The organism is Roseovarius faecimaris, from assembly GCF_009762325.1.
GTDB lineage: Bacteria > Pseudomonadota > Alphaproteobacteria > Rhodobacterales > Rhodobacteraceae > Roseovarius > Roseovarius faecimaris.
Genome location: NZ_CP034348.1, coordinates 954014 through 973401, shown reverse-complemented (window position 1 = coordinate 973401; position 19388 = coordinate 954014). Strand labels below are relative to the sequence as shown.

Here is a 19388-nt window from a genome sequence, read left to right as displayed (position 1 = left end):
CGGCCAGTGTCAGTAATAGGCTGCGTAGCGTCCGGTCAGGATACCGCGATAATAGTCGATGATGCCGTCACGGGTGCTCAGGTCGATGCCTGCGGCATTGTTGGACCGCCGGTTGAGATAGCGCGCGCCCTTGATCAGCCCGGCCTCGGTGCCGGGGCCATACAGGCCGTCAATGCCGAGCTTGTAGATGCCAGCGGCGGACAGGACCTGTTGGATGCGCGTCCGGCGCTCATAGCTCAGCGCTTCGAAAATTTCTTCCATCGCGCGGCGGCGAACCTGTTGTGCCTGGGCGACGCCCGGGACTGCCATGGCCGCGAGGCCGAGAGTAACAGCACGACGCGTAATCATTGTAACATCTCCTTGTTGCTAAGTCGTTTTCCCGAGTGTGTCGCGAGATCGGCCGCATTGCAAGGGAGGGATGGCCGCCTCTGCTCAAAATGGGGGATTGACCTCAGATGCCCGGCAATCGGTCGGGTGGGTTGCGCCTGTGCCGGGGGCGTCCTATGCAATGCCCAAGGTCCATGAGCGGGAGGCGAGCCCCAATGAATATCCTGATTCTCGGCAGCGGTGGGCGCGAACATGCGCTGGCCTGGGCGGTGATGCAGAACCCCAAATGCGACAAACTGATCGTGGCGCCGGGCAATGCCGGAATTGCCCAGATCGCAGAATGCGCGGCCCTGGATATCGAGAATGGCGGGGCGGTTGCGGAATTCTGCGAGGCCAACGCGGTGGATTTCGTGATTGTCGGCCCGGAGGCCCCCCTGGCGGTGGGTGTGGCGGACCGGCTGCGCGATGCGGGGCTGCTGGTTTTTGGCCCGAGCGAAGGCGCGGCGCGGCTGGAGGCCTCGAAAAGCTTTACCAAGGAGATTTGCGACGCGGCGGGCGCGCCGACGGCAGGCTATGGGCATTTCACCGATCTGCAGGCGGCCCGCGCCTATGTCGAGGCGCAGGGCGCGCCGATCGTGATCAAGGCCGACGGGCTGGCTGCCGGAAAAGGCGTGATCGTGGCGATGACCGAGGCCGAGGCGCTGGACGCCCTTGACGACATGTTCGGAGGCGCCTTTGGCGGCGCCGGGGCTGAGGTGGTGATCGAGGAGTTCATGGAGGGCGAGGAGGCATCGTTCTTCGTGCTGTGTGACAGCCAGACCGCCCTGCCCTTTGGCACGGCGCAGGATCACAAGCGCGTGGGCGAGGGCGACACCGGCCCCAACACCGGCGGCATGGGGGCCTATTCCCCTGCGCCGGTGATGAACGAGGAGATCACCCGAAAGGCGCTCGATGAGATCGTGACGCCGACGCTGACCGAAATGGCGCGGCGGGGGATGCCCTATCAGGGCGTGCTTTATGTCGGGCTCATGATCAAGGATGGTCAGCCCCGGCTGGTGGAATACAACGTGCGCTTTGGCGATCCGGAATGCCAGGTGCTGATGATGCGGCTGGGGGCGCAGGCACTCGACCTGATGCAGGCCGCCGCCGAGGGGCGGCTGGCGGAATGCCGGGTCAACTGGGCCGAGGACCATGCCATCACCGTGGTGATGGCCGCGCAGGGCTATCCGGGGTCTTATGAGAAAGGCAGTGTGATCAAGGGCTTGGATGATTGCCCGGAAGACAGCTTTCACATGGTGTTTCATGCGGGCACTAAGCTGGTGGATGGGCAGATCACCGCCAGCGGTGGCCGGGTGCTGAACGTGACAGCACGCGGGGCGTCCTTGCAGGAGGCGCGCGACCGGGCCTATGAAATGATCGCCGCGATAGACTGGCCCGGCGGGTTTTATCGCAGCGATATCGGCTGGCGGGCGCTCTGATCCGGTTTCGAATGGCCTGACGGCCATCCGACCGATGCGAGGGGCGCTGCCCCTCGCGCTCCCCGGAGTATTTGTGGAACAATGAAAGGCGCGCGTTCAGTCGCAGGCGGTGGCGGCGGTGAGGCTGTCGGGGCCGGTATAGGCGCTGAGCTGGCGGCTGTTGGTGGTGGTGCCATCAAAGCGGGTGGCAATGATCCGGGACCAATTTGCGTTGGCGGTGATGAGCTCGGGGGTGCCATCACAATCGCGCAGGCCCCCGGCGATAAAATCCCAGCCGATCTTGTGATTGGTCAGCCCTGTTGCGCTGGCCACCTCAGAGAGCACGCCGTCGCGGTAGCGCCAGATGCGCAGGGTCTTGGCCAGGTGCGGACGGTCGATGTAGGCGATCTCGATATGCCCGTCGCCATCGAGATCGGCGGCGGCGATGGGGGCGAGCCAGCGATTGGTCCGGCCGATATGGGGCGTCGCGGCGAGTTTGGTGATCCGGCCCTGCCGCAGGCCATAGACCGAGAGTTGCGCGCCCTGGGGCGGGTCGGTTTCAACCACCACGATCTCGGGCAGGCCATCGCCCGTCACGTCCCAGAGCCGGGGCGCGATATCCTCAAACACGCGGGTGCCGGGCGCGAAGTCAACGCGCGCGGGCGGACCCGAGGAGAGCTCCACCGCCATGCCGGAATATTCGGTGCTGTCGCCCAGCACGCCATGCGGGTAATGGGTGGTGGGCGAGATAAACCGCGCGCCGGTGATCTGCTGCGCCACAGCCGCCCCCGGCGCCAGCAACGCCAGCCAAAGAGCCGCCGCGGAGACTGCGCCGCGGGCGATAGCGCGGCAAAGGCGCGACGGCCGGCGCGGCGCCCCCGAGGTCAAATCAGATCTGCTTTTCGGGCATCTGCACGATCAGCCCGTCAAGCGCGTCGGTCACCTTGACCTGGCAGGTCAGGCGCGAGCGGACCGGATCGGGCTCGTAGGCGAAATCGAGCATATCCTCTTCCATATCGTCCTTGGCGGGCAGTTTCTCGACCCAGTCGGGATGCACGTAGACGTGGCAGGTCGAGCAGGCGCAGGCCCCGCCGCAATCGGCCTCGATGCCGGGAATATTGTTGTCGCGCGCGCCTTCCATCACGGTGAGGCCATTGGCCACCTCGACCACATGCTCGGTGCCGCCATGTTCGATATAGGTGATTTTCGCCATTTCTGCGGATTCCCCTTCACTGTGCCGAAACTCATAGTCTCCTAGACAAGCCATCTAGGTCATGCCAGCCCCATTTGCGACATTTGAGCGAAAATCCCAGCCGCATCCGTGGCAATTTCGCCCCAGCGCCGGTGAAAACCCGCGTATCGCCCGTTTTCTTGCCGCGGGAAAAGCGGATAAGCTGCGCGCAGAACGCTGGTGTGAGGCGCGTGAGCATGCGGCCCAAATTTCGATCTTGGCGGAGGCTGGCCCCGCTTCTGGCGCTGCTGGCTGTTGCGGGCTGCCAGGACAGAAGCGCCGTCGACCGCTACGCGGCCGCGTCGTCCGGCGGGCAGGCCGCCCCTGCCCCGTCCGGAGCAACGGAGGGGAACTGCTGGGCGCGGGATTCGACACCAGCGGTTCTGGAGACGGTGACCGAGCAGATCATCGTCGAGCCGGAACTGCGCGATGCGAGCGGCTGGGTGATCCGGCCTGCGGTCTACAGGACCGAAACCAGGCAGGAGATCGTGCAGGAACGCAAAGACACGGTGTTTCAGGTGCCCTGCCCCGACGAAATGACGCCCGAGCTGATTGCTTCATTGCAGAGGGCGCTTCAGGCGCGCGGGCTGTATCGCGGGCCGGTTTCGGGGGTGATGGACGCACCGACCCGCACTGCGATCCGCCGCTATCAGAAGCCGCTGGGGCTGGACAGCGGCATCCTGTCGCTTGCCACGGCCCGGGTTCTGGGGCTGGTGGCGCTGGACAGACCGAGGTGACAGGATGACCAAGACCATCGCCGGATCCGTTGAAGAGCTGCCCGGGCCGGGGGACGTATTGTCCCGGAGCGGGTTGGATTTCATGCAGGATGTGGTGGCCGGGCGCCTGCCCGGTCCGCCGATAGGCCAGACCCTGGGTTTCTGGCCCGTAGAGGCCGGGCCCGGGCGCGTGGTGTTCGAAGGGGCGGCCGGGTTTGGGGCGATGAACATGATGCGCGGCGTTCATGGCGGCTGGTACGGGGCCATCCTGGACAGTTGCATGGCCTGCGCCGTGATGACGGAGGTACCGAAGGGGTCCTTTTACACCACGCTGGAATTCAAGGTGAATATCACAAGGGCTTTGCCCGCAAGCCTGCCGGTACGGGCGATCGGCACGGTGTTGCATGCGGGGCGGTCCACCGGGGTGGCCGTGGGTGAGGTGCGCGGGGTGGAGGACGGCCAACTCTATGCCAGCGGGTCCACCACCTGTATCATCATGACAGGATGAGCGGAGAGTGCCGCGCCGCTACGGGACCGACCCCAGACTGTCAGGCGAGCCATTCAACTTGTTGCCTGCCCGGACCGCGACCGAACTGTGCAGCCGTTCTGACGGGTCCTCGCCCACGCGCCGCGGGTTGCGCGCGAGAAAGAGCTTGCCCCAGCCGCGCCAGGTGCCGGTCGATGGCGCCGAGGGATCCTGAGGAAAACGCGCCTGCCAGCCTGGGGGCAGTTCCAGCCCGGCGACGACCGCCCGTTCCAGCATCCAGACGAGCGACAGATTCGACAGCGGGCGCGCCGCATCGAACCCGTTGAGCTGGCCGCCCACATCGCCGTGGCTGCCGCGAAACCAGACCTGCTCCACATGCCCGGGCAGATCGCCGTCGCTGAGCCACATCACCGGCGTGAAGACGGCGCGGGTCTCATCCAGGGCGAGCGCATGATAGCCGTGTTTCACGGAGGCACCGAGCTGATGATTGTGAAAGGCATGGGCCGGTTCGCTCCAGCGCCAGAGGATCGGCAGGCGCAGGCCAAGCGCCTTGACCGTGTCCCAGACGCCGACCATCTCGATCTCGACCGTCGCATGGCAATAGGCGCGAGCAAAATCCTGCGCGGCGGCGCCGCCGCCGTTTGACCGGTAGTGCCGGTAGGCGGTGGTCACGTTCCGTTCAGTGGCATGTTCCGCCCTGAGAAGCCCGATACGGTCAATCACCCCGGCCAGCGAGCGCACGGCAAAGGCGCCGCGGGAATAGCCCATCAGGAATATCCGGTCGCCGGGGTGGTAGCGGCTGGCCAGATAGCCATAGGCGCGCTGGATCTGACGGTTGATGCCCCGGCCAAAGAGCACATCCCCCGTTGCACGCCAGTCCTGCCATTGCAGACCCGCCTCGTAATAGAGCGAGACATTGGGCTGTTTGCGGTCGCAGAGCAGCTTGTAGGTGAGCCCGGCATTGCTCTCGCAGCCGTCCTCAAGCGAGGACATCGTCCCGTCGAGGATGATCACATGGGTCTGCACCCCGCGCGCGCCGGCAAAGCTCTGCCGGTCCTGCCGCCGACCGGGGCGCAGCAGGCCATAGAGCGCCCTGCCCCAGCTACGCCAGGGCATGCGCGCGCGATATGGTTGAACCCGTCATGCCCCCAATCTGGGGGGCAAGGGGTTTACAGTCCATGAAATTTGCCGTGAACGGCACGCGAGCGGGTTATGCCGCGGTGACGGTGACCGGGGTGCAGAGCCCGTAGCCGTTGAACCCGGTGTTGAGCGCCTGGGCATAGGCCCCCATGCCGCGGAAGAGCACATAATCGCCCTCGGCCAGGTCGGCAGGCAGTGCGAGAGGATCAGGCAGGCGGTCGATGCTGTCACAGGTGGGGCCAAAGATCACGCGCGCCCGGGCGGGGGCAAGGCGCGGCTCTCCGGCCGGAGACAGGGCCGTGACGCGGTCCACGACGGGCATATCCCGCGCCTCGGCAAGACCTCCATAGATGCCGTCATTCAAGAAGATGCTGCCATCGGCGCGCAGTGCCTTCACACGGGTCGCCAGTGTGAAGGCTTCGGCCACCATGGCGCGGCCCGGCTCGCAGACAAGCGCGGGGCGTTCGGTCCCGAAGGCGCTGCGCACCTCTTTGTGGATGCGGGCGAAGATCGCTTCCAGATCGGGTGCTGCCTGCCACCGATGCGCGGCGAAACCGCCACCGACATTCAGCCGCGCCAGCGGCACGCCTGCCGCTTCTGAGACCTCGACCGCCGCCCGGATATAGGCGGCCCAGGCCGCCGGGTCGGCGCATTGTGTGCCGGGATGAAAGGTGAGCGATGCGGTCAGCCCCATCGCCTTTACCTCGCGCAGAAGGGCCGCCGCGCGCGCGGGCGTGGTGCCGAATTTGGAGCCGAAATCATAGGCCGCCCCCTTCACCGGCAAGGCCAGGCGCACGGATATTTCAGTGCCTTTGGGGACGGCGCTGAGCTTCGCCAGCTCGCCCGCATCGTCCACGGAATAAGACGCAACGCCAGAGGCGATGGCCACCTCCACCTCGGCGGCAGAGCGCACCGGGTTGTTGTAATGCAGGACCGCGCGCCGGTTGACCGCGCGCACTGCACGCATTTCCTCGGGGCTGGCCACGTCGAAGGCCGTGATCCCGGCCGCGCTCAGATTGGCCAGCACCTCGGCGCTTGGATTGGCCTTGACCGCGTAGGTGACAAGCCCGGGAAACCCAGCCCGGAACCGCGCCGCCGTGGCCTGAAGGACCGAAGGACTGAAATAGAGCTGTACCGTGTCGGGCCGCTCCCGGCTCAGATGGTCCACCGGGCTCTGCCAGTCCTGGGATGCGCGCATTGCTCTACCTCGCTCAGCTTTTCGAATTGCGTTTTCTCAAGTTTGGGCGAGATTCCCGTCGATTCCTCATGTCATTATGTGCATAGTGACTCTTATATTCAGCATAGTGACGACAAAAGATGCAGATTGACGAAACGGATCGCGCGCTGATCGACCTGCTTCAGGACAATGCCCGCCTGCCTGTCACCACGCTGGCCAGGCGGCTGGGGCTGGCGCGGACAACGGTGCAGGCGCGGCTTGACCGGCTGGAACGTACGGGCGCGATCCAGGGCTATGCGGTGCGGCTGAACGAGGCGTTGCGCCTGCCCTTGCGCGCGACGGTGCTGGTCAGCATCGAGCCCCGCAGCGGCCCCACCGTTCTGGCCCGGCTGAAAAGCCTGCCCCAGGTCCGGCGGGTGCATACCACATCGGGGCGTTGGGATCTGATCGTGACGCTTGAAGCGGCCAGCACCGAAGCGCTGGACGACACGCTTGACCGGATCGGAGAGGCCAAGGGCGTGCGCAGTTCCGAAAGCCTGATCCATCTGGCGACCAAGCTGCGCCGGGGCGATTAAGGCCCTGCTTCAAGCGTGCGGCAGGCCGCGTGCAGATGCGCCCGGAAAAGCTGTGCCGGGCGGCGCAGGGCCGGATGATCGGCATAGGTCAGGTGATAACCATAGGCCCCGGTCAGCATGAAGCCGTCCAGACAGGGCACCAGCCCGGCCCCGCGCATCACCGCGTCGGAGGCCGGTGCGCGGGCCAGCGCGATCCCGGCTCCTTCCCGCGCAAGGGCGGCGGCCATGACGGTGGAATCGGTGCGGATATAGCGCGCAGCGCGGCTGACAAACCCCATTTTTTCAAAGACATAGGCCCATCCTGTCCGATGCTGCGCCACGTCGATCAGCGGGTGTTTCAGCAAGTCCGCCGGGTCTGACACCTCGGCGGCGAGTGCCGGTGTCGCGACCGGATAGAGCCGTTCGCCCAGAAGCCACTCAGAGAGGCCGTCTGTGCCGGTGGGTGTGCCGAAAATGACGCGCAGATCGTGATAGCGGCGCGTCGCCTGGCCGCCGCCGAGATCGGTGGTCAGCGTCACCTCGACCTCGGGGTGCAACACCCGAAAGCTGGCAATGACCTGCGCCAGCACCCCATCGGCAAAGAGCGGCACCGCCTCGATAAAGACTGACTGCTGCTGCGCGGAACCAAACAGCCCCTCGGTGGCCTCCTGCAACGAGACCAGGGCGTGTTGAACCGCAGGCAGGTAAGCCTGCCCCATCTCGGTGAGGCTGACCGCATGGGCGTGACGATCAAAGAGCGGCGTGCCCAGCCGGGCCTCCAGCGCGCGGATCTGCTGGCTGACGGCGGCGGCGGACATGTTGAGCTCACCGGCGGCGCGGGCAAAGCTCTGATACCGCGCGGCCGCCTCGAACACACGCAGCCAATTGAGCGAGGGAACGGGTTGGGACATGCGTTCAGAATAAGTTGAGCTTAGTCTCAGCGTCCAGCGGAATCGCTTTGGCGCAGCCGCAAGAAACGGTAACTTTCCGCAAAATCACCTTTCTTTGCGTTGGAATTGCGATGCGAACACCTGTAGAACTGACCGATGGTCGCCTGTCACAAGACCAGATCGAGACCTATTGGGAGGATGGCTATCTCTTCCCAATTCCCGTCATTCCGGCCGAGGAAGCACAGGGCCTGCGCGCAGAGCTGGAGGAGATGGAGCGCAGATGGCTCGACAATGGGTTGCCGCTGCCGCTGAACACCTACAAACGCATCAATGCCCATTGCGTGATGCCGATGGCGCATCGCATTGCCGCCGATCCCCGCGTGCTCGATGTGGTGGAGGGCATTATCGGGCCGGATATCCTGATCTGGTCGGTTGAGTTCTTCATCAAGGAACCGAGGACCAAGCAGATGGTGTCGATGCATCAGGATCTGACCTATTGGGGCTTCGGCGCGGTGGATCACCTGGTGACCGCCTGGATCGCGCTCAGCCCGGCCACGCCGGATTCGGGTTGCATGAATTTCGTGCGCGGCAGCCACAAGAACCCGATCCTGCCGCATGTGGACACTCATGACGCCAACAACCTGTTGAGCCGGGGTCAGGAGATACGGGTTGACGTGGCCGAGGAAGATAGGGAGGCGATCGAGATCCATCCCGGCCAGATGTCTCTGCATCACGGGCTGACGATTCACGGCTCGGACGCCAACATCACGGATGACAGGCGCATTGCCTGCGTGGTGCGCTATCTGTCGCCGCAGGTCGCGCAGCAGGTGGCGGACAAGGATTATGCGATCCTCGCGCGCGGGGCGGACCGGACGGGTCATTTCATCAACTTCACGCCGCCAGATGCCCCCTTTACGGCGCGAAGTCTCGCCCTGTACGATGAGATCAGAAAAGCACAGGCGCAGGCCCTGATGAAGGGGTCCGCACAAGACAAGGAAGGGCTTTACGCGTGATGGACAAGGTCAGCTTCACCCAGATGAAAGACGGCACCAAGGAGGATTACGAGTTCCTCACGGCGCATGAGATCGATCACACCAAACACACCGCAAGGCGGCTTCTGAAGGCACTGGTGGAGTTGGATGAGAGCCTCAGCGGCTATCAGATCACCCGGCTGGGCCATTCGGTGCAGTCGGCCACGCGGGCCTGGCGGGATGGCGCGGATATCGACTGGGTCGTCTCAGCGCTGCTGCACGATATCGGCGATATCTATGCACCCTATAACCACGACGAATACGCCGCCACGATCCTCAAACCCTTCGTACGCGAGCAATGCACCTGGTGCGTGGCAACCCATGGCGATTTCCAGATGTTGTATTATGGGCATCATCTGGACGGGTTCGACCAGAACAAGCGGGAGCGGCATGCGGGGCACAAGTATTTCGAGGACTGCGCCGAGTTTTGCGAACGCTGGGATCAGGCGAGCTTTGACCCCGACTATGACGATCTGCCGCTGGAGTTCTTTGCGCCGATGGTCGAGGAGGTGTTCGCCCGCGAGCCTTATGACCCAAGCGTGATCCGGGCCGGCGAGCGCGAGCCGCTGGTGGATGCCGAGGTGGCGGCACAGCGCAGCTGAGCCAGGTGTCCCGGGCCCGTCCCGGGATGTCCACACCTGCCGCGTGGCCCCGGACCCGATTCGGGTCGCGCGGATTTCAGCTTCGCGACAAGTCTTTACTGTCTGTCCGGCGCCTCACCGACATCGCCGATCCACCAGCTGTATTTGATGCCCTGGAAGACCTCGATCTCGTCGCCGGGCGCGAGACCTGACAGATCCCCCTTTTTGCGCAGCAGGCTCTTGCCGCGGCGGCCGCCGGTCTCTCTCCAGACAAGGCGATATCGCGGTTGGTTGTTGACGCGCACCGCCGAGCGTTCGATCTCAAGCACCTTTGCCGAAACCCGCGTGCCATATCGCCGCGCGCGGACGGCGCCGACGGCCCAGTTGCCCACTTTCCACAAGCCAAGAAGCCAAATCAGGCCAAGCACAAGCGCGATGATCCGGGTGACCCGTGTGGCCGTGCGGTTGCTTCCGGGGGTGGTTTCGACCTTTCTGGGCTCACTGGCGAGGTAGAGCAAATCGAAGCTGTCCCCGACCTGCACCCTGTTATAGAGCGACGAGCCCACGGTCTCGGTCAGAGAGATCTCTTCCTTGCGCTGGGTCATGAAATCGAAGGTCAGCCAATAACTTGTGGTGGTGTTGCCGTCGGAATCGCGGCCGGTGGTGGTGTAGCGTTCGCGCACCGTGGCGGTGGCCGCGCGGCCCTCTTCCTCGAACCGGGCGGCCATGTTGAAGGCCAGCTGGCTGATCAGGGTCAGCACCAGGAGGAACACGCCGATCAGCAGCACGATCCACCCGCCCATCCGGTTGAACAGGCGGAAAAGCGAGGGCGGGGGCACGGGTATCTCGGTCATGATGTCCAGACTGCGGTGATTGGGCGCGCGAGGCAAGCCTTCGCGCTTCCCCTTGGCCCGGAGATTGGGTAGACGGGGCGGCGACGGATAAAGACGCGTAAGGATGCACGATCATGGCGATGGAAAAGACCTTTGATGCCGCCACGGCCGAGAAACGGCTTTACGAGGCGTGGGAAGCGGCAGGATGTTTCAAGGCAGGCGCCAATGCCCGGCCCGGGGCATCGGCGTTTTCCATCATGATCCCGCCGCCCAACGTGACGGGCAGCCTGCATATGGGCCATGCGTTCAACAACACGTTGCAGGATATCCTGATCCGCTGGCACCGGATGCGCGGGGATGACACGCTCTGGCAGCCGGGCACGGATCATGCGGGGATCGCCACCCAGATGGTGACCGAGCGCGACATGGCCGCCAATGGTGAGCCGAGCCGCACCGAGATGGGCCGTGAGGCATTTGAAAAACGCGTTTGGCAGCAAAAGATCAAATCGCGGGGCACAATCATAGGACAACTCAAGCGTCTAGGTGCGTCTTGTGACTGGTCGCGCGAAGCCTTCACCATGTCGGGCGCCCCTTCGGCCCCCGAAGGCGAAGAGGGCAATTTCCACGATGCCGTCATCAAGGTTTTCGTAGATATGCACCAGAAGGGCCTGATTTACCGGGGAAAACGCCTGGTCAACTGGGACCCGCATTTCGAAACCGCGATTTCCGACCTGGAGGTCGAGAATATCGAGGTGGCGGGGCATATGTGGCACTTCAAATATCCGCTCGCCGGTGGGGCCACGTATGAATATGTCGAAAAGGACGAGGACGGGAATGTCACCCTGCGCGAAGAGCGCGATTACATCTCCATCGCCACGACACGGCCTGAAACGATGCTGGGCGACGGGGCCGTTGCGGTTCATCCATCAGATGAGCGTTACGCGCCAATCGTCGGGAAACTCTGTGAAATTCCGGTGGGCCCGAAAGAGCATCGCCGGTTGATCCCGATCATCACCGATGAGTATCCTGACCCGGATTTCGGCTCGGGCGCGGTGAAGATCACCGGCGCGCATGACTTCAACGACTATGAGGTCGCCAAGCGCGGCGGCATTCCGATGTACCGGCTGATGGACACGAAAGGCGCGATGCGTGCCGATGGCGCGCCCTATGCCCAGATGGCCGAGGTGGCGATGGCCGTGGCCAACGGCGAACGGGAGCTGAGCGAGGCCGAGGCGGATACGATCAACCTTGTGCCGGACGATCTGCGCGGGCTGGACCGGTTCGAGGCACGTAAGCGGGTGGTTGAGCAGATCACCGAAGAAGGGCTGGCGGTGATGGTGCCTGCCGAGGCGGGCACGCAAGAGCCCGAAGAGGCCCCCGCCCTGGTGCCTTACGTGGAATCGAAACCGATCATGCAGCCCTTTGGCGACCGCTCGAAAGTGGTCATCGAGCCGATGCTGACGGATCAGTGGTTCGTCGACACCGCCAAGATCGTTGCCCCCGCGATAGATGCGGTCAAGCAGGGTGACGTGCGGATCATGCCGGAGGCGGACCGGAAGGTCTATTTCCACTGGCTGGAGAATATCGAGCCGTGGTGCATTTCACGCCAGCTCTGGTGGGGGCATCAGATCCCGGTTTGGTATGGGTTCGACCTGAATTCGGATGACTTCCGCGATGACGAAGGCGACGGGGTGATCGACCTTGTCGAGATGCTGCGCGGTCTGAACGAGGGCCATGTGACCCATCTGATGGAATGCGGGCCGGATTTCGAAACGATTGCGAAGGCCTATCACGATGATCTGGCCACCTTGCCTGTGCCTTTGCAGGCGATGCGCGTGGTTGGGGCTGAAAGCCGTGAGGATGCGCTGCACAAGCTGGCGGCCTCACTGGCGGACTACACCGCAAGCCAGGACCCGACACATCTGATCTATCCCGTGTGGCGCGACCCCGACGTCCTTGACACCTGGTTCTCCTCGGGTCTCTGGCCCATCGGCACGCTGGGCTGGCCGGAGGAGACCGAAGAACTGAAGCGCTACTTCCCAACCTCCGTTCTGATCACCGGATTTGACATCATCTTTTTCTGGGTGGCCCGGATGATGATGATGCAATACGCCGTTGTGGGCGAAAAGCCGTTTTCGGATGTCTATGTCCACGCCCTCGTCCGCGACGAGAAGGGCAAGAAGATGTCGAAATCCTTGGGCAATGTTCTGGACCCGCTGGAACTGATCGACGAATACGGCGCGGATGCGGTGCGCTTTACCCTGACGGCGATGGCGGCGATGGGCCGGGATCTGAAGCTTTCGACGCAGCGCATTGCAGGCTATCGGAATTTTGGCACGAAGCTCTGGAACGCCGCACGATTTGCCGAGATGAACGGCGCGGTGGGCCGAGATTTTTCGGCGAAAAATCTTCCCGCGCCCAGAGCGACCGTGAACAAGTGGATCATCGGCGAGACCGCCAAGGTGCGCGAGGCGGTGGATGCAGCCCTTGAGCAATATCGCTTCAACGATGCGGCCAACGCGCTTTATGCCTTTGTCTGGGGCAAGGTCTGTGACTGGTATGTCGAGTTTTCCAAGCCGCTTCTGCTGGATGGCGACGAGGTCACCAAGTCCGAGACACAAGACACCATGTCCTGGGTGATCGACCAATGTCTCACCCTGCTGCACCCGATCATGCCGTTTGTCACCGAGGAGCTTTGGGGCACGCTGGGCACCCGCGACAAGATGCTGGTGCATGGTGACTGGCCCGACTATGGCGCGGAACTGGTGGACGAGGCGGCGGACCGCGAGATGAATTGGGTCATTGATCTCATCGACGGCATCCGGTCGGCGCGCGCGCAGGTGCATGTGCCGGTTGGGCTTTACGTGCCGCTGGTGGTCACCGAGTGGGACGCGGCGGCGCGCGCGGCCTGGGAGAACAACCAGGTGATGATCAAGCGGCTGGCACGGGTCGAGGATATCTCGGAAGCGGCAAGCTTCCCCAAGGGCTGTATCACCGTGCCGGCCGAGGGGGCGAGCTTTGGCCTGCCCGTGGCGGATGTGATTGATGTCGCGGAAGAAAAGGCGCGGCTGGAGAAGGCGCTTGGCAAGCTGGAGAAGGAAATCGGCGGGCTGAAGGGGCGTTTGGGCAACCCGAAATTCGTCGAGAGCGCCCCCGAAGAGGTGGTCGAGGAGGCCCGCGAAAACCTCAGCTTGCGGGAAGAAGAGGCCGAGAAGCTGCGCGCGGCCCTCACCCGTCTGCAAGAATTGGGGTAAGGTGTAGGGTGCGTGATCTCACGCACCCCTCCTTGCGGGGCGCCATGGTGCGTGCAAGCACGCACCCTACATTCTAATTCCGTGCCCCGCTCATTGTGCCGAACATGTCGATATCGCGCACGGTGATCGTCCCTGTGAGGATGATATAGGCCAGGATCGCCCAGATGACGAAGGCGATGCCCGTGGTAATCCACGCCTTTTTCTTCAGATGGTGCCGTTCGGGGCTGCCGTGATGGGTGCCGTCCACGGTGGTGCCTGCCTCACCCTGGGTGGTGATACGTATCGGCAGCACGCAGAAGAACGTCATGAACCAGACGACAAGATAAAGCACAAGGCCAGAGACCGGTCCCATCAGACCTGCTCCAGTTCCACGAGGCAGCCGTTGAAATCCTTGGGATGCAGGAACAGGACCGGCTTGCCATGCGCACCTATCTTGGGCTCGCCCGAGCCCAGCACCCGGGCGCCGGTTTCTTTCAGGTGATCGCGCGCGGCGATGATGTCCTCGACCTCATAGCAGACATGGTGAATGCCGCCCGACGGGTTCTTTTCCAGAAAACCGTTGATCGGGCTGTCCTCTCCAAGGGGATAGAGCAGTTCGATCTTGGTATTGGGCAGCTCGATAAAAATCACCGTGACGCCGTGATCCGGCTCATCCTGCGGTGCGCCCACATTGGCGCCCAGCGCGGTGCGATACTGGTCCGCCGCGGCCTCAAGGTCAGGCACGGCGATGGCGACATGGTTCAGACGGCCAATCATGGCAGCTCCTTTGGTCAGATCTGTTTGGGTACGTTATGGGGCGCGCCCCCGCCCAAGACAAGCGACAGGGGGCCGCATGTGCAAAACTTAACCGACCGTTCGGGGATATTCGAGGCGGATTAACGTGCTGTTAGGCATGTCGGGGTCATGCTCGGGCATCTGCCGCGTTGAAGGAGCCTGTCATGGATGACCTTGACCCTCTCACCCCCCGCCTGTCGCCCTCGGCCAAGCGACCCTTGCTGGGCAAGACCGTGCTTGTGGTCGAAGACAGCCGTTATGCTTCTGAAGCGATGCGGCTGATGTGCCTGCGCAGCGGTGCGCGGATCCGCAGGGCGGATTGCCTGCGCTCGGCGCGGCGGCATTTGCAGGTCTACCGGCCATCGGTTGTGATCGTGGATCTGGGGCTGCCCGACGGATCGGGACTGGATCTGATCGATGAGCTGAACCGGTCCAGCCCGCGCGTCGGGGCCATATTGGGCATCAGCGGAGAGGATCACATGCGCACCCGTGCGATTGCCGCCAGGGCAGACGGATTTCTGGCCAAACCGGTGGATACGGTCGGGGAATTTCAGCAGGTGATCCTGGCCGCCCTGCCACGAGACCAGGCGGTTCAGGGGCCCTGTGCGATCAACACCGAGACGGTGTCGCCCGATCCTCTGGCCTATCGCGATGACATGTCCCATATCGCCGGACTCCTCGATGAGCCGCAGTCTGGGGCGATGCTGGATTACGTGGCGCAGTTCCTGGGCTCTGTGGCGCGTCTGGCGGATGATCGCGCCTTGGAGCTCGCGGCGCAGGAGCTGACAACGGCACGGGCCGAAGGGGCGACCTCGCAGGCCAAATTGGCGCGTGTGGCGGCGATGGTGCATGAACGGATGCAGGAAAGCCTGGCGTTATAGCCGCTCGCGCGGCAGGCTCGGGTCGGGGGCCGCGCGCACCAGCGCCGTCAGGTCGCTCAGCCGCTCGCGCTGCTGGCCCCTTTCGTCGAAATTGGCCGGGTTGAGCCAGACCTCATACGCCTCTTTCAGAGCGGGCCACTCCTTGTCGATGACGGAGAACCAGGCCGTGTCGCGGTTGCGCCCCTTGACCACCGTAGCCTGCCGGAACACCCCTTCGTAACTGAAGCCAAACCGTTGCGCCGCGCGGCGCGACGGCGCGTTGAGCGCGTCGCATTTCCACTCATACCGGCGATAGCCCGCCTCGAAAGCCCAGCCCATCATCAGGAACATCGCCTCGGTCGCGGCGCGGGTGCGCTGAAGCTGCGGGGCCATGGCGATATAGCCCACCTCGATGGAGCCCGATGCAGGCTTCATCCGCAGATAGGAGGCAAAGCCGCCAAAGGCCCGCGCCTCGCGGTCATAGATGGCGTGAAACAGAATATGGTTCGCCGCTGTCGCCTCGCGCATCCAGCGGTGAAACTGCGCCGAAGAGGCAAACGGGCCGGACGGCATGTAATCCCAGACCCAGTCATGCCCATCGAACGCCTTGAACAGCAGCGCCGCGTGTTTGTCCGCGTCGAGCCGTTCAAGCCGGGAGTAACGCCCCTCCATCGGCTCTCCGGCGGGCAGCGGCGGCACGCGCCAGTCGCCAACGCTCGGGCCAACCGGCCTGCTGACTTGTGTCATCCCGTAAGCTCCCCAACTCCTGCAAGGCACGATAGGCACCGCGGGCCGGGATGAAAAGCCGTTACTCCTGCGGGATGACGCGCAGGCCCAGCTCCATCAGCTGGTCCGAGGTGGGATCGGAGGGCGCGTTCATCATCAGGTCTTCGGCGCGCTGGTTCATCGGGAACATGATGACCTCGCGGATATTGGCGGTGTCGGCCAGAAGCATCACGATCCGGTCGATGCCCGCCGCACAGCCCCCGTGGGGCGGCGCGCCATACTGGAAGGCGTTGACCATGCCGCCAAAGCGCTTGCGCACCTCGGCCTCGTCATAGCCCGCAAGCTCAAACGCCTTGATCATGATGTCGAGCTTGTGGTTCCGGATCGCGCCGGAGACCAGCTCATAACCGTTGCAGCTCAGGTCATACTGGTAGCCGAGCACATCGAGCGGATTGCCCGAGAGCGCCTCCAGCCCGCCTTGCGGCATCGAGAACGGGTTGTGCGAGAAATCCACGCGGCCAGTTTCCTCATCCGCCTCGTACATCGGGAAATCGACGATCCAGGCAAAGGCGAAACGGTCCTTTTCGGTCAGGCCCAGCTCTTCACCGATCACGTCGCGGGCCTTGCCGGCCACTTTTTCAAAGGCCTGCGGCTTGCCGCCGAGGAAGAAGGCCGCATCGCCCACGTCAAGGCCAAGCTGCTGGCGGATCGCTTCGGTGCGTTCGGGGCCGATGTTTTTGGCCAGGGGGCCGGCGGCTTCCATCCCCTCGCCCTGATCGCGCCAGAAGATATAGCCCATCCCCGGCAGGCCCTCTTTCTGGGCGAAGGCATTCATCCGGTCACAGAATTTGCGGCTGCCGCCCGTGGGGGCCGGAATCGCGCGGACCTCGTTGCCCTCATGCTCCAGAAGCTTGGCGAAGATGGCAAAGCCCGAGCCGCGGAAATGCGTCGATACGTCCTGCATCTTGATCGGGTTGCGCAGGTCAGGCTTGTCGGTGCCGTACCAGAGGGCCGCATCGCGGAAGGAGATCTGAGGCCAGTCGGCATCAACCTTCCGGCCGCCGCCGAACTCTTCGAAAATACCTGAGATCACCGGCTGGATCGTGTCGAACACGTCCTGCTGCTCGACAAAGCTCATCTCCATGTCGAGCTGGTAGAAATCGGTGGGAGAGCGGTCAGCGCGCGGGTCTTCGTCGCGGAAGCAGGGCGCGATCTGGAAATATTTGTCGAAGCCCGAGACCATGATCAGCTGTTTGAATTGCTGAGGGGCCTGGGGCAACGCATAGAACTTGCCCGGATGCAGGCGCGAGGGCACCAGGAAGTCGCGCGCGCCTTCGGGGCTGGACGCGGTGATGATCGGCGTCTGGTATTCGCGGAACCCGATATCCCACATCCGGCGGCGCATCGAAGCCACCACATCCGAGCGCAGGGTCATGTTGGCCTGCATCGCCTCGCGGCGCAGGTCGAGATAGCGATAGCGCAGGCGGGTTTCCTCGGGGTATTCCTGATCGCCGAAGACGATCAGCGGCAGCTCGCCATCCACGCCGCCCAGCACTTCGAGATCGCGGATGAAGACTTCAATCTCGCCGGTGGGGATCTTGGGGTTGATCAGGCTTTCGTCGCGGGCCTTCACGTTGCCGTCGATGCGGATGCAGTATTCCGAGCGCAGCTTCTCGACCTCGGAAAAGACCGGGCTGTCGGGGTCGCAGAGCACCTGTGTGACGCCGTAATGGTCACGCAGGTCGATGAACAGGACGCCGCCATGGTCGCGGATGCGGTGCACCCAGCCCGCAAGGCGCACGGTTTCGCCCACGTTGGATTTGGTCAGGTCGGCGCAGGTATGGCTACGATAGGCGTGCATGATTTCCCCTTTGGCCCGGCTGCCGGGCGCTGGTCTTGGTTCGCGCCGATACACCAATGCGGGGCGGCAAAGTCAAGGGGCGGCGATGGGCAAGCGCCCGCTCATTCCGGCAAAACCGTTTACAGACGTGGGATTTTGCGCAAAAATCCGGGCGGTTCGAGCAGATACCCGGACAAACCGGGATAATGTCGGCAGGTTTCACATCGCTTTATGACAGCGCACGGGTGGGCGCGGATCAGAAAAGGGGGGGTGGCCATGTGGACCAGGGCCTTGGACAAGTTGCTGTCACATCTGATGCGGGAGGGCGCGCTGAGCGTGACCTACCCGGATGGAACGACCCGGCATTACGGGAATGGGGTTGGGCCGGGGGCGGCGATTGCATTGCATGATGCAAGCCTGCCCCGGCGCATCGTGCTGTCGCCCGATCTGGCGGTGGGCGAGGCGTATATGGATGGGCAACTCACGATCGAAAACGACGATCTGCATGGGTTCATCGGCTTGGCCATCCGCAACAGAGAGGCGCAGGGCCAGCCATGGTTCCGCCGCCCGCTGGAGGTGATGCGCCATGCGATGCGGCGGTTGCAGCAGTTCAATCCCGACAACCGCTCGCGCAGCAATGTGGCGCATCACTACGATTTGTCAGGGGCGCTTTATGACCTCTTTCTCGACGCGGACCGGCAATATTCCTGCGCCTATTTCGCCCATCCGGGGATGAGCCTGGAAGAGGCGCAGGCGGCCAAGAAGCACCATATCGCGGGCAAGCTGCTGATCGAGCCGGGGATGCGGGTGCTCGATATCGGCTGTGGCTGGGGCGGCATGGCGCTGACGCTGGCGCAGGACTATGGCGCGGAGGTGCTGGGCGTGACGCTCTCGACCGAACAGCACAAGCTGGCCGAGGAGCGGGCCGCGGCAGCGGGTCTGAGCGGCAAGGTGCGCTTTGAGCTGAAGGATTACCGCAAGGTGAAGGGGCAGTTCGACCGGGTCGTATCGGTCGGTATGTTCGAACATGTGGGCGTGCCGCATTACGATGAATATTTCCGCACGGTGAAGGAGAGGCTGACACCGGAGGGGATCGCGCTGATCCATACGATCGGGCGCTCGATCCCGCCGGGCACGACAAGCCCCTGGATCAGGAAGTATATCTTTCCCGGCGGCTATGCCCCTGCCCTGTCGGAAACGGCGGCAGCCTATGAACGCTCAGGGCTGGTGGCGGCCGATGTAGAGGTCTGGCGGCTGCATTATGCGGAGACGCTACGGCACTGGTACGAGCGGTTCATGGAAAACATCGACGCCGCCCGCGCGCTTTATGATGAGCGGTTCTGCCGGATGTGGCGCTATTACCTGGTGGCCTGTGAGCTGACCTTCCGCCATGCCAATCAGGTCGTGTTTCAGATGCAGCTGACGCCCAAACAGGACGCCGTGCCGCTGACACGCGACTATCTCTATCCTGCGCGTCAGGAGGTGCGGCACGCGGCGGAATAGCTCATCC

Annotated in this window: 20 protein-coding genes; 9 read left to right on the top strand and 11 right to left on the bottom strand. The window is 63.8% G+C overall.

What is annotated here, in order from left to right; translation table 11 throughout:
• Positions 1 to 9 precede the first annotated feature (9 nt).
• Positions 10 to 348 carry a peptidoglycan-binding domain-containing protein gene (locus tag EI983_RS05145; RefSeq protein WP_157706326.1) on the bottom strand — a complete coding sequence of 113 codons (339 nt, stop codon included), beginning with the start codon at positions 346 to 348 and terminating at the stop codon, positions 10 to 12.
• A 194-nt stretch (positions 349 to 542) separates the two neighbouring features.
• Between EI983_RS05145 and purD the strand changes: the two genes are divergently transcribed.
• Positions 543 to 1805 (top strand): phosphoribosylamine--glycine ligase, encoded by a 1263-nt coding sequence (gene purD, locus EI983_RS05140; protein WP_157706325.1) that lies wholly within the window; start codon positions 543 to 545, stop codon positions 1803 to 1805.
• Between the two features lie 96 nt (positions 1806 to 1901).
• Here the strand turns inward: purD and EI983_RS05135 are convergent, their stop codons facing one another.
• A complete protein-coding gene (locus tag EI983_RS05135) occupies positions 1902 to 2564 on the bottom strand; it encodes an FG-GAP repeat domain-containing protein (protein WP_246162291.1) in 663 nt (220 codons plus the stop codon).
• Between the two features lie 109 nt (positions 2565 to 2673).
• On the bottom strand, positions 2674 to 2997 hold the full coding sequence (locus EI983_RS05130) for a 2Fe-2S iron-sulfur cluster-binding protein (RefSeq protein WP_157706324.1): 324 nt from the start codon (positions 2995 to 2997) through the stop codon (positions 2674 to 2676).
• 215 nt (positions 2998 to 3212) lie between these two features.
• On the opposite strand from EI983_RS05130, the gene EI983_RS05125 reads away from it, so the two are divergent.
• Entirely contained in the window at positions 3213 to 3752 is a 540-nt protein-coding gene (locus EI983_RS05125) for a peptidoglycan-binding domain-containing protein (RefSeq protein ID WP_157706323.1), read from the top strand.
• A 4-nt stretch (positions 3753 to 3756) separates the two neighbouring features.
• Entirely contained in the window at positions 3757 to 4239 is a 483-nt protein-coding gene (locus EI983_RS05120; RefSeq protein ID WP_157706322.1) for a PaaI family thioesterase, read from the top strand.
• Positions 4240 to 4257: 18 nt separating this feature from the next.
• Here EI983_RS05120 and EI983_RS05115 read toward each other — a convergent pair whose 3' ends face one another.
• Positions 4258 to 5334, bottom strand: a complete 1077-nt coding sequence (locus EI983_RS05115) for a DUF2235 domain-containing protein (RefSeq protein WP_157706321.1) — start codon at positions 5332 to 5334, stop codon at positions 4258 to 4260.
• A 94-nt stretch (positions 5335 to 5428) separates the two neighbouring features.
• Entirely contained in the window at positions 5429 to 6556 is a 1128-nt protein-coding gene (locus EI983_RS05110) for a type III PLP-dependent enzyme (protein WP_157706320.1), read from the bottom strand.
• A gap of 119 nt (positions 6557 to 6675) precedes the next feature.
• Between EI983_RS05110 and EI983_RS05105 the strand changes: the two genes are divergently transcribed.
• On the top strand, positions 6676 to 7110 hold the full coding sequence (locus tag EI983_RS05105) for an Lrp/AsnC family transcriptional regulator (RefSeq protein ID WP_157706319.1): 435 nt from the start codon (positions 6676 to 6678) through the stop codon (positions 7108 to 7110).
• Here the strand turns inward: EI983_RS05105 and EI983_RS05100 are convergent.
• On the bottom strand, positions 7107 to 8000 hold the full coding sequence (locus tag EI983_RS05100; protein WP_157706318.1) for a LysR family transcriptional regulator: 894 nt from the start codon (positions 7998 to 8000) through the stop codon (positions 7107 to 7109). The genes EI983_RS05105 and EI983_RS05100 overlap by 4 nt on opposite strands.
• Before the next feature lie 110 nt (positions 8001 to 8110).
• Between EI983_RS05100 and EI983_RS05095 the strand changes: the two genes are divergently transcribed.
• Entirely contained in the window at positions 8111 to 8992 is an 882-nt protein-coding gene (locus tag EI983_RS05095; RefSeq protein ID WP_157706317.1) for a phytanoyl-CoA dioxygenase family protein, read from the top strand.
• Positions 8992 to 9612 (top strand): HD domain-containing protein, encoded by a 621-nt coding sequence (locus EI983_RS05090; protein ID WP_157708982.1) that lies wholly within the window; start codon positions 8992 to 8994, stop codon positions 9610 to 9612. The genes EI983_RS05095 and EI983_RS05090 overlap by 1 nt, the downstream gene beginning before the upstream one ends.
• A 95-nt stretch (positions 9613 to 9707) precedes the next feature.
• Here EI983_RS05090 and EI983_RS05085 read toward each other — a convergent pair whose 3' ends face one another.
• Complete coding sequence (locus EI983_RS05085) at positions 9708 to 10445, bottom strand: DUF3592 domain-containing protein (protein WP_157706316.1); 738 nt, start codon at positions 10443 to 10445, stop codon at positions 9708 to 9710.
• A gap of 113 nt (positions 10446 to 10558) precedes the next feature.
• On the opposite strand from EI983_RS05085, the gene EI983_RS05080 reads away from it, so the two are divergent.
• The gene (locus EI983_RS05080; RefSeq protein WP_157706315.1) at positions 10559 to 13678 is read left to right on the top strand and encodes a valine--tRNA ligase; all 3120 of its coding nucleotides are present in this window, start codon (positions 10559 to 10561) and stop codon (positions 13676 to 13678) included.
• A gap of 73 nt (positions 13679 to 13751) precedes the next feature.
• Here the strand turns inward: EI983_RS05080 and EI983_RS05075 are convergent, their stop codons facing one another.
• Together EI983_RS05075 and mce are read right to left on the bottom strand one after the other, a co-directional pair.
• Positions 13752 to 14030 carry a DUF1467 family protein gene (locus tag EI983_RS05075; RefSeq protein ID WP_157706314.1) on the bottom strand — a complete coding sequence of 93 codons (279 nt, stop codon included), beginning with the start codon at positions 14028 to 14030 and terminating at the stop codon, positions 13752 to 13754.
• The gene (gene mce / locus EI983_RS05070) at positions 14030 to 14434 is read right to left on the bottom strand and encodes a methylmalonyl-CoA epimerase (protein ID WP_157706313.1); all 405 of its coding nucleotides are present in this window, start codon (positions 14432 to 14434) and stop codon (positions 14030 to 14032) included. The genes EI983_RS05075 and mce overlap by 1 nt, the downstream gene beginning before the upstream one ends.
• A 182-nt stretch (positions 14435 to 14616) precedes the next feature.
• Between mce and EI983_RS05065 the strand changes: the two genes are divergently transcribed.
• Positions 14617 to 15333, top strand: a complete 717-nt coding sequence (locus EI983_RS05065) for a response regulator (RefSeq protein ID WP_157706312.1) — start codon at positions 14617 to 14619, stop codon at positions 15331 to 15333.
• Here EI983_RS05065 and EI983_RS05060 read toward each other — a convergent pair.
• Both EI983_RS05060 and aspS read right to left on the bottom strand, forming a co-directional pair.
• Positions 15328 to 16059 carry a GNAT family N-acetyltransferase gene (locus EI983_RS05060; protein WP_157706311.1) on the bottom strand — a complete coding sequence of 244 codons (732 nt, stop codon included), beginning with the start codon at positions 16057 to 16059 and terminating at the stop codon, positions 15328 to 15330. The two genes, EI983_RS05065 and EI983_RS05060, sit on opposite strands and share 6 nt — an antisense overlap.
• 61 nt (positions 16060 to 16120) lie before the next feature.
• Entirely contained in the window at positions 16121 to 17899 is a 1779-nt protein-coding gene (gene aspS, locus EI983_RS05055) for an aspartate--tRNA ligase (protein WP_157706310.1), read from the bottom strand.
• Between the two features lie 255 nt (positions 17900 to 18154).
• Between aspS and EI983_RS05050 the strand changes: the two genes are divergently transcribed.
• Positions 18155 to 19381 carry an SAM-dependent methyltransferase gene (locus EI983_RS05050; RefSeq protein ID WP_157706309.1) on the top strand — a complete coding sequence of 409 codons (1227 nt, stop codon included), beginning with the start codon at positions 18155 to 18157 and terminating at the stop codon, positions 19379 to 19381.
• Positions 19382 to 19388 lie beyond the last annotated feature (7 nt).